The organism is uncultured Aureimonas sp., from assembly GCF_913775355.1.
GTDB lineage: Bacteria > Pseudomonadota > Alphaproteobacteria > Rhizobiales > Rhizobiaceae > Aureimonas.
The window spans coordinates 57,219-70,715 of record NZ_CAJYIU010000041.1; the positions used below are offsets into that span (position 1 = coordinate 57,219).

General features: G+C 69.8%; 17 protein-coding genes. 13 read left to right on the forward strand and 4 right to left on the reverse strand.

Annotated elements, in window-relative coordinates; translation table 11 throughout:
• Positions 1-19: 19 nt before the first annotated feature.
• The 5 genes from QZ753_RS03080 (at position 20) to QZ753_RS03100 (ending at position 3,100) form a co-directional block, all read left to right on the forward strand.
• Positions 20-268 carry an Lrp/AsnC ligand binding domain-containing protein gene (locus QZ753_RS03080; RefSeq protein ID WP_055886538.1) on the forward strand — a complete coding sequence of 83 codons (249 nt, stop codon included), beginning with the start codon at positions 20-22 and terminating at the stop codon, positions 266-268.
• A 3-nt stretch (positions 269-271) separates the two neighbouring features.
• Positions 272-1,135, forward strand: coding sequence for a dihydroneopterin aldolase (locus tag QZ753_RS03085; protein WP_294641119.1), 864 nt, complete (start codon positions 272-274; stop codon positions 1,133-1,135).
• 126 nt (positions 1,136-1,261) lie between these two features.
• A complete protein-coding gene (locus QZ753_RS03090; RefSeq protein WP_294641120.1) occupies positions 1,262-1,906 on the forward strand; it encodes an amino acid kinase in 645 nt (214 codons plus the stop codon).
• The gene (locus QZ753_RS03095; protein ID WP_294641123.1) at positions 1,903-2,769 is read left to right on the forward strand and encodes an urease accessory protein UreD; all 867 of its coding nucleotides are present in this window, start codon (positions 1,903-1,905) and stop codon (positions 2,767-2,769) included. Before QZ753_RS03090 ends, QZ753_RS03095 begins: the two co-directional genes overlap by 4 nt.
• A 28-nt stretch (positions 2,770-2,797) precedes the next feature.
• Entirely contained in the window at positions 2,798-3,100 is a 303-nt protein-coding gene (locus tag QZ753_RS03100; protein ID WP_055886529.1) for an urease subunit gamma, read from the forward strand.
• Here the strand turns inward: QZ753_RS03100 and QZ753_RS03105 are convergent.
• Complete coding sequence (locus QZ753_RS03105; RefSeq protein WP_294641126.1) at positions 3,075-3,320, reverse strand: hypothetical protein; 246 nt, start codon at positions 3,318-3,320, stop codon at positions 3,075-3,077. The genes QZ753_RS03100 and QZ753_RS03105 overlap by 26 nt on opposite strands.
• 219 nt (positions 3,321-3,539) lie before the next feature.
• On the opposite strand from QZ753_RS03105, the gene QZ753_RS03110 reads away from it, so the two are divergent.
• Positions 3,540-3,851 (forward strand): urease subunit beta, encoded by a 312-nt coding sequence (locus tag QZ753_RS03110; protein ID WP_294641150.1) that lies wholly within the window; start codon positions 3,540-3,542, stop codon positions 3,849-3,851.
• A gap of 15 nt (positions 3,852-3,866) precedes the next feature.
• Here QZ753_RS03110 and QZ753_RS03115 read toward each other — a convergent pair whose 3' ends face one another.
• A complete protein-coding gene (locus tag QZ753_RS03115; protein WP_090962995.1) occupies positions 3,867-4,376 on the reverse strand; it encodes a hypothetical protein in 510 nt (169 codons plus the stop codon).
• Between the two features lie 127 nt (positions 4,377-4,503).
• On the reverse strand, positions 4,504-4,920 hold the full coding sequence (locus QZ753_RS03120; protein WP_294641130.1) for a hypothetical protein: 417 nt from the start codon (positions 4,918-4,920) through the stop codon (positions 4,504-4,506).
• Positions 4,921-5,053: 133 nt separating this feature from the next.
• On the opposite strand from QZ753_RS03120, the gene ureC reads away from it, so the two are divergent.
• Genes ureC through QZ753_RS03155 form a run of 7 tightly spaced genes read left to right on the forward strand, consistent with a single transcriptional unit; the run spans position 5,054 to position 10,715 of the window.
• Positions 5,054-6,766, forward strand: coding sequence for an urease subunit alpha (gene ureC, locus QZ753_RS03125; RefSeq protein WP_294641132.1), 1,713 nt, complete (start codon positions 5,054-5,056; stop codon positions 6,764-6,766).
• Positions 6,767-6,775: 9 nt separating this feature from the next.
• Positions 6,776-7,234, forward strand: a complete 459-nt coding sequence (locus tag QZ753_RS03130; RefSeq protein ID WP_294641133.1) for a DUF29 domain-containing protein — start codon at positions 6,776-6,778, stop codon at positions 7,232-7,234.
• Positions 7,231-7,590, forward strand: a complete 360-nt coding sequence (locus QZ753_RS03135; RefSeq protein WP_294641135.1) for an MliC family protein — start codon at positions 7,231-7,233, stop codon at positions 7,588-7,590. Before QZ753_RS03130 ends, QZ753_RS03135 begins: the two co-directional genes overlap by 4 nt.
• Positions 7,587-8,054 carry an urease accessory protein UreE gene (locus tag QZ753_RS03140; protein ID WP_294641137.1) on the forward strand — a complete coding sequence of 156 codons (468 nt, stop codon included), beginning with the start codon at positions 7,587-7,589 and terminating at the stop codon, positions 8,052-8,054. Before QZ753_RS03135 ends, QZ753_RS03140 begins: the two co-directional genes overlap by 4 nt.
• Positions 8,047-8,718, forward strand: a complete 672-nt coding sequence (locus tag QZ753_RS03145) for an urease accessory protein UreF (RefSeq protein ID WP_294641152.1) — start codon at positions 8,047-8,049, stop codon at positions 8,716-8,718. Before QZ753_RS03140 ends, QZ753_RS03145 begins: the two co-directional genes overlap by 8 nt.
• Positions 8,715-9,374 carry an urease accessory protein UreG gene (gene ureG, locus QZ753_RS03150; protein ID WP_294641139.1) on the forward strand — a complete coding sequence of 220 codons (660 nt, stop codon included), beginning with the start codon at positions 8,715-8,717 and terminating at the stop codon, positions 9,372-9,374. Before QZ753_RS03145 ends, ureG begins: the two co-directional genes overlap by 4 nt.
• A gap of 3 nt (positions 9,375-9,377) precedes the next feature.
• Complete coding sequence (locus QZ753_RS03155) at positions 9,378-10,715, forward strand: 8-oxoguanine deaminase (RefSeq protein WP_294641140.1); 1,338 nt, start codon at positions 9,378-9,380, stop codon at positions 10,713-10,715.
• Between the two features lie 2 nt (positions 10,716-10,717).
• Here QZ753_RS03155 and QZ753_RS03160 read toward each other — a convergent pair whose 3' ends face one another.
• Positions 10,718-13,327: a membrane-bound PQQ-dependent dehydrogenase, glucose/quinate/shikimate family gene (locus tag QZ753_RS03160; RefSeq protein WP_294641142.1), complete on the reverse strand. Its 2,610-nt coding sequence runs from the start codon at positions 13,325-13,327 to the stop codon at positions 10,718-10,720.
• Between the last annotated feature and the right edge of the window lie 170 nt (positions 13,328-13,497).

Below are 13,497 nucleotides of genomic sequence, written 5' to 3' on the forward strand. Positions count from 1 at the left end.
CGAAGGCCGGAGGTCCCCCATGCAAGCCATCTTCGTTCAGTTCAAGTGTCGCCCGGGCAAGGCCTATGCCGTCGCCTCCGCCCTCGTCGAGACGGTGGAGGAAATCTCCGAGGTCTATTCGACGTCGGGCCAGTACGACCTCATCGCCAAGTTCTATCTCGAGGCCGGGCGCGACATCGGCCACTTCGTCACCGAGCGCCTGCAGGTGCTCGACGGGGTGTCGGATACGTTCACGACGGTCGCCTTCAAGGCGTTCGGACGCGCCTGACCGATGGCACAGAAGTCCTGCCGCCTCGCCGCGCTGGTCTCCTCGCCGGACGAGGCACGACGGGCCTTGGAGGCGGGAGCCGACTACGTGCTGGCTCCCACGCGCCGCGACCGCTCCGGCCTCGGCGTGCCCGACCGGCTGAAGGGCGATGGCGAGCAGACGCTGTATGCGATCGCCGCCGACGAGTCCCTGCCGTCGGAGCCGCGGCGGGTGCGCAGCGTCGAGACGCCTGCCGATCCAACCGCTCTGCGCGCCGATGCGGGCGGCATCGTGCTTCTCGATCCCGGCCGCCCGAGCCTGCGGGCCTTTTCCGCCGAGACCATCGCCAACCACATCGCGGCGTGTCGCGCGGCCGGCGCCGAATGCTGGCTGGCCGGCGCGCTGGAACTCCCCGACATTCCGCGGTTGATGGCCCTCTCGCCGGACGTCCTGGTCGTCGAGGGCTTCGACGAGGCGGCGCTGGCTCAGGCCGGCCGGATGCTGCGATCGGCCGAGGCGCCGCTCGCAGACGCGCCGACCGATCTCATCCGCGTCACCAATTTCATCCTGCAGGCGCGGGTCGGGGCCTACGGCTTCGAGCGCGAACGCAACCAGCGCGTCCGCTTCAGCGTCGAGGCGGCGGTCCGGCGTTCGGTCGCGGGCGTGCCGAGGGCGATGGGCGACGTCTATTCCTATGACATCGTGATGGATGCCGCGCGGCGGCTGTGCGAGCGTGGGCATACCGACCTCGTGGAGACGCTGGCCGAGGACCTCGCCGCCGAGCTTCTGGCGGATCGCCGCGTCGCCGAGGTGATGGTGCGGGTCGAAAAGCTCGACCTCGGGCCCGAAGCGGTCGGCATCGAGATCCGGCGGAAGGCCGGCAGCTAGAGGAGCTTGCCCCGGGCTCACGCTTGCGTGAGAAGGAACCTTCCAACCCGCAGGAAACTTGTTCAAAATACGGCGCGGGGCAGGATCGCCGCGTGCGTGTTTCGGTTGAGTCGGGAGTTGCCTGAAATGAAGGACGTCCTCGTCGTCAAGTTCGGCGGAAGCTCGATCGCGTCGACGGACCTGCGCAAGTGGGTCGAGGCGATCGAGAAGTCCAAGCGCCGCCTCGTGGTCGTGCCCGGCGGCGGTCCGTTCGCCAAGCTCGTGCGCCAGTACCAGACCCGCATCGGCTACGACGACGACGCGGCCCATCGCATGGCGATCCTCGGGATGGAGCAGTTCGGCCACGCGCTGGCGAGTCTGGGCACGCGCCTGCGCCCCGCCGCGACGCTGGATGCGATCGCCGCCGCGCACGGCGAGGGCCTGATTCCCGTCTGGATGCCGGCCAAGCTCGTGATCCGCGCCGACGAGATCGAGCACACCTGGAGCACCACGTCGGACAGTCTCGCCGCCTGGCTCGCCGGCCAGTTCGAGGGCGCCTCGCTCTGCCTCATCAAGCAGATCGACCTGCCGGCCGGCTCGACGATCGAGGCCGTGTCGGCCGCCGGCGTCGTCGATACCGGTTTCGCCAGCCTCCTCCATCCGGCGACCCGCGTCTTCGTAGCCGGACCGTCCGATCTGGCCATTGCCGGCCGGCGGCTGACGGAAGGCGCCGTGCCCGGTCGCGAGGTGACGCACGAGAAGCAGAACGGCTTCGTCGAAGCCGCGCAGTGACGCTCCTCGACGACGCGCCCGCCAGTACGGATACGCCGTTTCCCGCCGCCCCGCCGCCGCGCCTCCAGCGCGCTCGGGGCGAGGCTCGCGCGAGCGTCGGGCCGGTCCCGCGAGGGCCCGGCACCCGTACCGCCATCCGTCGCCTCCATCAGGCCGGCTGCCTCAAGCTGCGGTTTCCGCGTCTGGCGGACGGCGAATGCCAGGCCGTCGTCATCAACACCTCGGGGGGCCTGACCGGCGGCGACCGGCTGACGCTCGGCTTCGAGGTCGAGCCGCGCGGGGCCCTCACCGTCACCACGCAGGCCTGCGAGCGCGTCTACCGCTCGGTGGGCGGCGCGGCGGAGGTCGATTTGTCGATTCAGCTCGGACCGGAGGCGTCGCTCGCCTACCTGCCGCAGGAGACGATCCTCTTCGAGGGCGGGCGCCTGTCGCGCCGCCTCACGCTCGATGCCGCCACCGACAGCCGGTTCCTGCTTCTGGAAAGCGTGATTCTCGGCCGCGCGGCAATGGGGGAGACGGTCGCCGACGGCCTCATCGCCGATCGCTGGCGGATCCGGCGCGACTTGCGGCTGATCCTGGCCGAGGACCTCCGTCTCGGCGGCGACATCGCGGCGCTCGGGCGGGAGGGCGCGACGCTCGGTGGCGGCCGCGCCTTCTCGACACTGGTCTGGCAGGGGCCGGACCCGGCCGGGATGCTGACGAACGTGCGCGCCGGGCTGGGCAAGACCGAAGGCGCGAGCCTCGTCGATGGTCTTCTCGTGGTGCGGGTCGTGGCGGCGGACGGTTACGCCTTGAGAAAACGTCTCATGCCGCTGATCGGCCGTCTGGCGCATGCCCCGCTGCCGCTAGTATGGTCGATGTGAATCCTGCGACCGATCGGAATCGAGCCTGATGAACCTGACCCCGCGCGAGAAGGACAAACTCTTGGTGGCCATGGCGGCGATCGTGGCGCGCAAGCGCCTCGAACGCGGCGTGAAGCTCAATCACCCGGAGGCGATCGCCCTCATCACCGACTTCGTGGTCGAGGGCGCGCGCGACGGGCGCTCGGTGGCCGACCTGATGGAGGCGGGCGCCCATGTCGTCACCCGCGATCAGGTGATGGAGGGAATCGCCGAGATGATCCACGACATCCAGGTCGAGGCGACGTTCCCGGACGGCACCAAGCTCGTCACTGTGCACGAGCCGATTCGCTGACGGCCGCGCCCGGCACCATCGCGACGACCTCGTCGTGCGGCGTGGTGACGATGAAGCGGTAGCTTCGCGTCGCATGCGAATAGTAGGCGGGGCCGCTTGTCCCGTTCATCGTCACGATGCGGACCTGGAAGGGTTCCGGCGCGCCTGCGGGGATCGCCGTACCCGCCGTTCCCAGGATGGCCGCCGCCAGCGCGAACGCGCCCGTCAGCTTGCGTTTCATGGTCGCTCATTCCCTGTGCCGCCGGTTCTATCGTCGTTCGGCGCTTGCCCGCCGCCGCTGACCGGCTTGTCTCATCGAAAACTAGCAGCGCGAGGTTTCGATCCGGTGTCGCTCGATCGGGCCCGCTAGAGCGGTCTCTTCGGACCCTCAGCTTTGACAGGGGCAGCCCGCGACGCCATGATCGCGGGACACGAGGCGACCGGCAGGCAGGCGACGACGATGATCCCAGGCGAGATCCTGACGCGCGAGGGCGAGATCGTTCTCAACGAGGGGCGTGAGGCGCTGAGCTTGAAGGTCGCCAACACCGGCGATCGCCCGATTCAGGTCGGGTCGCACTATCATTTCGCCGAGACCAACCCAGCGCTCGACTTCGACCGCGCCGCCGCGCGCGGGATGCGCCTCGACATCGCGGCGGGAACGGCCGTGCGGTTCGAGCCGGGACAGTCGCGCGACGTGCGCCTGATCGCCCTTTCGGGCGACCGGCAGGTTCATGGCTTCAACGGCCGCGTCGGCGGCGCCTTGGACGTCTGACCGCCCTCCGGTGGCTCAGTTGCCGCGCGAATCCGGGGTCGCGTTCGGGCCCATGCGCAGCGCCGAGCGAATGGCGCCGAGATCGACGTTCACGCGCGGGCGCGGTATGTTGTAGAGCGAGGCCGGGCCGGCGCCGGCCTGGCCGTATCCCGTGCCGTTCGAGCCGCTGGAGCCGAGCGTTCCGTCGCTGCCGATGGTCGACGCCGCGCCGACATTGCCCGTGCGCGCGGCCGCATCCGCGTTGATCGGGTTGAGGGTGGTGGAACCTGCCGTCGCGCGCTGCTGCGTCGAGGTCGCGCTGGAACCGACGCCGCCGGACGAGCCGATCGGGTTGCTCGCGCCGCCAAGGCTCGGCGTCAGGCCCGTGCCCGTCGTGCCGCCGCTGCTGCCGACGCTGGAGCCGCCGGTTCCCGACGACCCGACCGAGTTCGACGCGCCGCCGAGCGACTGTGCGCCGGCCGGGACCGCGATCGACACGGCGGCGAGGGTGGCAAGACCGAGAAGCGACGACGAAGCGCGGCGCATGGGACGGGCCTTTCGGGGTTGGGGCGCTCGCGCCGAATCGGTCGCGCGCAGCCCGAAAACAGGGACGGACACCGTATCCGTTCTACAAGCGAAAGTCTGAGCGCTTGTTTAAGTTGCATCCGCCCCGCTAGCGCACGATCCGGGCGCGGCGCGGCGGCGAGATCGGCCGCGTCACGCCGCTGTTGTTGATTACCGAACCGTCCGAGCGCGCGAAGTCGCCCGCCGTGTCCGAACCGATCGTCGCGCGCCCTTCCGCTGCGCGCAGGCGCGTCGAGGTGCCGTCGGCGTCGGGCCGCACGACGCGCGGGCGGAGATAGGAATTGTCGTAGTCGCGCCCGTACGTCCGCTCCTCCACCGTGTCGCCGAACACCGGCGCGTTCGGGATGGAGAGGGGGCGGGAGGGCGCGCGATAGCCGCCGATCGGGGCGCCCGACATCGATTGGCCGACGACGGAGCCCTGCGGGCCGGGATCGAAGGGCTGAGCAGTGGCCGGGACGGCGAGCGGCGCGGCGGCAGCGAGGGCGAGAAGCGATCGGACGATCATGTGAGGTCTCGTGTTCGAAAGGTGCAACGCACGAGGCGGGAAAAAAGCTCAAGGCCAAAGCGACAGGAGGAAGACAAGGCGGCTCCGGGCGCTTAAGTCTTTTGCAGTGCAAACGCCCGACGCCGGAGGAGCCGTGTCCACTTCGATCTCCCGCCCCGCCTATGCCGCCATGTACGGGCCGACGACCGGCGACCGCGTCAGGCTGGCCGATACCGATCTTCTGATCGAGGTGGAGAAGGATCTGACCACCTACGGCGAGGAGGTCAAGTTCGGCGGCGGCAAGGTGATCCGCGACGGCATGGGCCAGTCGCAACGAAGCCGAGCCGAGGGGGCAGTCGACACCGTCATCACCAATGCGCTGATTCTCGACCACTCCGGCATCTACAAGGCCGATATCGGCCTGCGCGGCGGGCGTATCTCAGCCATCGGCAAGGCCGGCAACCCGGACACGCAGCCGGGGGTCACCATCGTCGTCGGACCCGGCACCGAGGCGATCGCGGGCGAGGGCAAGATCGTCACCGCCGGCGGCATCGACAGCCACATCCACTTCATCTGCCCGCAGCAGATCGACGAGGCGCTGTATTCGGGCGTCACCACCATGATCGGCGGCGGCACGGGGCCGGCCCACGGTACGCTCGCGACCACCTGCACGCCGGGTCCCTGGCACCTGGCGCGCATGCTCCAGTCGCTCGATGCCTTCCCGATGAACTTCGCATTGTCGGGCAAGGGCAACGCCTCGCAGCCGCAGGCCCTGGTCGAGATGGTGAAGGCGGGCGCGGCGGCGCTGAAGCTCCACGAGGACTGGGGCACGACGCCGGCCGCGATCGACTGCTGCCTCACGGTCGCCGACGACTACGACGTGCAGGTGATGATCCACACCGACACGCTCAACGAATCGGGTTTCGTCGAGAACACGGTGGACGCGTTCAAGGGGCGCACGATCCACGCCTTCCACACTGAAGGCGCGGGCGGCGGCCACGCGCCCGACATCATCAAGGTCTGCGGCCTGCCCAACGTCCTGCCGGGGTCGACCAATCCGACGCGCCCCTACACGGTGAACACCCTGGAAGAGCATCTCGACATGCTCATGGTGTGCCACCACCTCGACGCCTCGATCCCCGAGGACATCGCCTTTGCCGAGTCGCGCATTCGGAAGGAAACCATCGCGGCCGAGGATATCCTCCACGACATCGGCGCCTTCTCGATCGTCTCGTCGGATTCGCAGGCCATGGGCCGCGTCGGCGAGGTGGTGATCCGCACCTGGCAGACCGCCGACAAGATGAAGAAGCAGCGCGGCGCCCTGACGGGCGAGACCGGCGACAACGACAACCTGCGCGCCCGACGCTATGTCGCGAAATACACGATCAACCCCGCGATCGCCCACGGCCTCTCGCGCGAGATCGGCTCCGTCGAGGTCGGCAAGCGCGCCGACCTCGTGATCTGGGATCCGGCCTTCTTCGGCGTGAAGCCGGCGATGGTGCTGCTCGGCGGCACGATCGCCGCCGCCCCGATGGGCGATCCCAACGCCTCGATCCCGACGCCGCAGCCGATGCACTACCGCCCGATGTTCGGCGCCTTCGGCAAGGCAGTGGGCGCGAGCGGCGTCACCTTCGTCTCCGGCGCCGCAATGGCCGATGGCCTGCGCGAGAAACTCGGCTGCGAGAAGACGTTCCTCGCGGTCGAGAACACACGGTCGGGCATCTCGAAGGCCTCGATGATCCTCAACGACGCGACGCCGCACATCGAGGTGAACCCGGAGACCTACGAGGTGCGGGCCGACGGCGAGCTCCTCACCTGCGAGCCCGCCAAGGTGCTGCCGATGGCGCAGCGGTACTTCCTGTTCTAGGCTTCCCGCATGGCCAAGCCGCAGCCCGCCGACTTGCCGCTCTACGAGCGCGACTTCTACGCCTGGACCCAGGACCAGGCGGCGAAGCTGCGCGCGCGGGCGCACAACTCGATCGACTGGGACAACGCGGCTGAGGAACTGGAAAGTTTGGGCGACTCGCAGCGGAACGAGATCGAAAGCCGGATCAACGTCCTGTTGGTTCATCTCCTGAAATGGCGTTACCAGCCTGATCGCCGATCCGGCAGTTGGAAGGGCTCGATCGTCGAGCAGCGCAGCCGCCTGCAACGCCGAATCGCCAAGAGCCCGAGCCTGAAGCCCTACCCGGCCGAGGTTCTCGGCGACGAATACGCGCTGGCCCGGACACTCGCGGCGGCCGAAACCGATCTGCCCGACACCATCTTCCCGGTCGACTGTCCTTTCACGCTCGACGACATCCTCGATCCCACCTTCTACCCGGACGGCGAATGAAGAGGCTCCCGAAAGCGCTGGCGGCGCTTCTGGCGTCCGCTGCCGGCGCGCACGCCGATCCCCTGACGCTCGATCTACCGGGGACGCCGGAGCGCATGCGCTTTGCCTACGAGTGCTCCGACGGCGTGGCCCGCGTGGTCGAATACGTCAACCTGCCCGACAACGACCTCGCGCTCGTCGAGGCGGGTCCGAGCCGGCGGCTGTTCGTCGGCGTGATCGCCGCGTCCGGCGCGAAATACGCGGCCGGCGGGCAGGTCTGGTGGTCGAAGGGCAGCGAGGCGAGCCTTCTCGACGTCACCAGGGGCGATGCGCCCGTTGCCGAATGCCAACAATCCAGGAAAGGGTCACGCGGTTGATCGAGGCGGGAGAGATCCGGGAGCGCGGGCACTGGCAGGGGCCGGCCGATGACACGATCACGCTGGACGAGGCGCAGCGCCATCGCCGGCGGATGGCGATGGTGTCGGACGGCGGCATTGCCTTCCTCCTCGACCTGCCGGAAGCGCGTCTCCTCGTCGAAGGCGATGCGATCGCCCTGTCCGACGGGCGTCTTGTCGAGGTGAAGGCGAAGCCCGAGCCGCTCCTGTCCGTGGGAGGCCGTGACGCCGACCATCTTCTCCAGATCGTCTGGCAGATCGGCAACCGGCATCTACCCTGTCAGATCCGCGACGGGCGCATCCTCCTGCGCCGCGACCATGTCGTGGCGGACATGCTGAAGGGTCTCGGCGCCCACGTCCACGAGGTCGAGGCGGCCTTCGATCCCGTCGGCGGGGCCTATGCCGGCGGCCACCATCATGGGGGCCACCATCACGGCCATGACTGACGGAGCGCCTTCGGGCGAGCGGACCGGGCTGGATGGGCTCCTGAAGCTCCAGACCTGGCTGTCGCCAGCCTTTCCGATCGGTGCCTTCGGCTATTCCCACGGGTTGGAGGCTGCGATCGCGGACGGCCTCCTGCGGACGGGCACGGATTGCGAAGCGTGGATCGCGACGCTTCTCCAGCATGGAAGCGGCTGGAACGACCTCGTGCTCCTCGCGGCGGCCTACCGGGCCGATGCGAGCGAACTCGCCGAGATCGCGGAACTCGGGCTTGCGATGTCCGGATCGGCCGAGCGGCGGCGCGAGGCGATGGATCTCGGGAGCGCCTTCGCGGACGCTTCAAGGCCCTGGGGCGACGGACCCGGCCTCGCTGCGACCTACCCGATAGCGGTCGGTGCGCTGGCGCGCCGCGAGGGGCTGCCGCTCGCCGCCGTCTGCGCCGCCTTCGCCCATGCCTTTGCCGCCAATCTCCTCAGCGTCTGCGTCCGGCTCGTGCCGCTCGGCCAGCGCGAGACCGTCGCGGTCCTGCGCCGGCTGGAGCCCGTGCTGGAAGCGGTCGCACGCCGCGCGGCAGCCTCCACGCTCGACGATCTCGGCTCGGCCGCGATCCTGTCGGAGATCCAGGCGATGCGCCACGAAACTCTGGAAACGAGGTTGTTCCGTACATGACCACGATCGAGAAGGCCGTCACCTCGCTGCGTCGCAACGGTCCCCTGCGGGTCGGCATCGGCGGCCCCGTGGGCTCGGGCAAGACGACGCTGTGCGAGAAGATCTGCCTTGCCGCCCGCGACCACTGGTCGGTCGGCGTCGTCACCAACGACATCTACACCGTGGAGGACGCCGAGGCGCTGGTGCGGCGGCAGGCGCTGCCGGCAGACCGGATCATCGGCGTCGAGACGGGCGGCTGCCCGCACACGGCGATCCGCGAGGACGCCTCGCTCAACTTGCGTGCGATCGCCGATCTGCGGTCGCGCCATCCCGACCTCGACCTCGTGCTGGTGGAATCGGGCGGCGACAATCTCGCCGCGACCTTCTCGCCCGACCTCGTGGACCTGTCGATCTACGTCATCTCGGTCTGCCAGGGCGACGATATCCCGCGAAAGGGCGGGCCGGCGATCACCCGCTCCGACCTCCTCGTCGTCAACAAGACGGACCTTGCCCCATACGTTGGGGCCGACCTTCAGCGGATGGAGGCGGATGCGGCGCGCGGGCGAAAGGGACTGCCGACCGTCTTCGCCGACCTGTCGCGCCGCGTGGGGCTGGACGACATTCTGGACTTCCTCGCCGCCACCGGCGGACTGCCCGCCCGCGCCAGGGCGGCCTGACCCGTGGCGCGCCTGTTCCTGAAGGCGCCGCTCGCCATCCTCGCATCGGACGCCGAGGGCGGCCTCGTCGTGGAGGACGGGCGGATCGCCGAACTCGTCCCCGCCGGCGGCCGGCCCTCGGTGACCGTGGACGAGACGTTCGACGCCTCGGCGCACGTCGTCCTGCCGGGTCTCGTCAACACGCACCACCATTTCTACCAGACGCTGACGCGCGCCCATCCGCAGGCGGTCGACAAGGAGCTGTTTCCCTGGCTGCAGGCGCTCTACCCGATCTGGGCGCGGCTCGATCCGGAGAGTTTCCGCCTGTCGGTGCGCCTCGCGCTGACCGAGCTTCTCCTGTCGGGCTGCACCACGGCGGCCGATCACCACTACCTCTTTCCGCAGGGGCTCGGCGACGCGATCGACGTCGAGGCGGAAGAGGCGCGGGCGCTCGGCATCCGGGTGACGCTGACGCGTGGCTCGATGAACCTCAGCCAGAAGGACGGCGGCCTGCCGCCGGACTCGGTGGTGCAGGACGAAGACGAGATCCTCGCCGACTCCGAGCGCCTCCTTTCCACGCTGCATGAGCCGGGCGAGGGGGCGATGGTGCAGGTGGCGCTGGCGCCCTGCTCGCCCTTCTCCGTCACCAAGAGCCTGATGGAAAAGAGCGCTGGGCTAGCGGAACGCCATGGCGCTCGACTCCACACCCATCTCGGCGAGACGGAGGACGAGAACCGCTTCTGCCTGGAGCGGTTCCAGTGCCGGCCGGTCGACTATCTGGAAGAGGTCGGTTGGCTCGGGCGCCGTACCTGGCTCGCGCACGGCATCCATTTCACGAGCGAGGAATGCCGCCGGCTCGGAGCGCACAAGGTCGGCGTCTGCCACTGTCCGACATCGAACGCGGTGCTTGCCTCCGGCTTCTGCCCGACGGCGGAGCTGGAAGCGGCCGGCAGCCCGCTCGGCCTCGGCGTCGACGGTTCGGCCTCGAACGACTCATCCAACATGATGGAGGCGGTGCGCCATGCGCTGATGGTCAACCGCCTGTCGCGCGGCTCGGCCTCGGCCGTCACCGCGCGCGACGCCATCCGGTGGGGAACGGAGGGGTCGGCGGCCTGCCTCGGGCGCACCGACATCGGGCGCATCGCGGTCGGGCTTCAGGCCGACCTCGCGCTCTTCACGCTGGACGAGCTGCGCTTTTCCGGCGCGCACGACCCGATCGCCGCGCTCGTCCTGTGCGGCGCCACGCGCGCCGACCGGGTGATGGTGGCGGGGCGCTGGCGCGTCGTCGACGGGAAGCCGGTCGGGCTCGACCTCGCCCGGCTGCGGCGCGAGCACGGGGAAGCCGCGCGCCGCTTCGCCTGAGGTCAGTTCTCCTTCGGCAGGGCGTAGGCGATCACCGAGTCGCCGCGCTTGGTGCCGAGCGAGCCGTGTCCGCCGGCGACGACGAGGAGATACTGCCGCCCGTCCGCGCCGCGATAGGTCATCGGCGAGGCCTGACCGCCGGCCGGAAGGCGCGCCTTCCAGAGTTCCTCGCCCGTCGTCACGTCGTAACCGCGCACGTAGTAGTCGATCGTGCCCGACAGGAATGCGACGCCGCCCGCCGTCATCATCGGCCCGCCAAGGTTCGGCACGCCCATGCGGAAGGGCAGGGGGACGGGAGACGCGTCACGCGTGGTGCCGTTCCTGTGCATCCAAGCCGTTTCGCCGGTGGTGAGATCGACGCCCGCGACGTAGCCCCAAGGCGGCTGCTGGCAAGGCAGGCCGAGCGCCGAGGTGAAGGGGCCGAGCTCGACCGCATACGGGGCGCCGAAGTTCTCGTTGAGGGCCGGCAGCGCGCCCTGCGGCTGGCTGGGGTTGACCACCAGCGTCCGGTCGTTCGGGCGCGGCACGAGGCGCGAGGTGAAGGCGAGATAGGTCGGCGTTGCGAACATCACGCCGCGTGCCGGGTCGACCGCCACCGAGCCCCAGTTGAAGACGCCGAAATTGCCGGGATAGATCAGCGAGCCGTCGAGCGAGGGCGGCGTGAAGCGACCGCCGTAGTTCAGCCCGTGGAAGGCGATGCGGCAGAGGAGCTGGTCGAACATCGTCGCGCCCCACATGTCGCGCTCGCGCAGAGGGGGCGGGTCGAAGGAGATCGCGGATTTCGGCTGCGTCGGCGCGGCGCGGTCTAACAGAACGGCCCCGCCCGGCGCCGGCTTCTCGACCATGGGCATCACCGGCTCGCCGGTGCGGCGGTCGAGGACGAAGATCTCGCCCTGCTTCGTCGGCTGCACCAGCGCGGGCACGATCTCGCCGCCGATCGGCAGGTCGACGAGGCTCGGCTGCGCCGGCACGTCGTAGTCCCACAGGTCGTGGTGTACGGTCTGGAAGTGCCAGCGCGGCTGGCCGGTGCGGATGTCGAGGGCGACGATCGAGGACGAATATTCCTCGACTTCGGGCGACCGGTTGGCGCCCCACTGATCCGGCGGCTGGTTGCCGAGCGGCACGTAGACGAGACCGAGATTCTCGTCGGCGCTCATGATCGACCAGGAGTTCGGGCTGTTCGGCGTATAGGTCTGCCCGTCCGCGATCGGCTGGGTGTCGTTCGGACGCCCTGAATCCCAGTTCCACAGGAGGTTGCCCGTCGTGATGTCGAAAGCGCGGATGACGCCGGACGCCTCGGCCGTCGACACGTTGTCGAGGACCGTGCCGCCGACGATCACGCTGTTGCCGGCGACGATCACCGGCGACGTCGAGTAGTAGGAGCCGGGATTGACGTTGGGCATGCGGTCCCAGAGATCGATCTGGCCGTCGCCACCCCCAGCGTTGGCGCAGACCGCGCCGGTCTCGGGATCGAGGATCACGATCCGCCCGTCGGCGGTCGGCATGAAGAGCTTGTCGTCGCAGGTCGTGGTGCGTGCGTTGGCGGCGGCGACCGGCAGGCCGGGGTCCGTGTTGCCGCCGGTCTGGTCGACCGGGGCGCCGCCGGTGCCGGCCGGCGCGTCTGCGTTTTCCTGGGGTGCGGTCAGGCCGCCTCCCGCCGAAAGCCCGGTGGCGGTGCCCTCCGGCGCGCCCGTGCTGGCCGGAGCGGCGGTCGTCGTCGCGGCGCCGGCTCTAGTGCCCACGGCCCCGGCGGCGGCGGCGGCGCTCTGGTAGGACAGGCCGCGGCAGGTGAGATGCTGGAGCGCGAGTTCGCCCTGGATGACCGGGTCGTAGCGCCAGATCTCTGCACCCGTCGTGGCGTCGAGCGCGATCACGTTCTGATGCGGGGAGCAGAGATAGAGGCGGTCGCCGATCTTGAGCGGCGTGACCTCGAAGGTCGTCTCCTTGGGGTCGCCCGGCTGCGGCTTGTCGCCGGTCTCGAACTGCCAGGCGACCTCAAGCGAGGCGACGTTGGCGGGCGTGATGTCGCCGAGCGGCGAATAGCGCTGGCCCATCTGGCTGCGCCCGTAGGCGAGCCAGTCGCCTTCGGCGATGGCGTTGTCCGCGGCCCCGAGCCGGGTGCCCGGAAGCTCGCCCCCCTTGGCGTGGAGATCGGTGAACCAGGAGGTGGCGGCGACCGCGACGGCCACCACCAGCGAGGCGGTGAGGAAGGCGCCGTGCCCCTTCAGCGGCGAGACGCTGCGGTCGCGCCCGTCGAGCGCATCGGCGACGCTGCGCCGCGACAGCGGCCGCGTGATCCAGGGAAGGAGCAGGAGCGCGCCGAGGATGAAGACGACGTCGCCGCGCGCGGCGAGCGGCCACCAGTCAAAGCCGACCTCGTAGAGCGCCCAGATCAGGGTGCCGATCACGAGAACCGCGAAGAGCCCAAGCGCTTCCGGGCGGGCGCGGTGGAGGAGATAGGCGGTGCCGAGGAAGAACAGCGAGGCGACGACGTAGTAGGCCGAGCCGCCGATGGCGACGAGCCAGCCGCCGCCCAGAAGCAGGGCGATGCCGCACAGTCCGGTCACCCAGGTCATGACGCGAAGAAAGGCGGGCGTGGGTCGCTGCGGCATCGGGCATCCTTTCGCCCGGACGCGATACGGCTTCCTCGCGAAGCCGTGAACCCTGCCGGACCCGTCGGACATGTCGCGACATTGCGCCGCGTCAAGCGCGAGGTGGTTCAGCCCTCGACGAGAACCGGCGCGTCCAGCACGTACTCGGCCAGGTTGACGCCCGAGCCGCC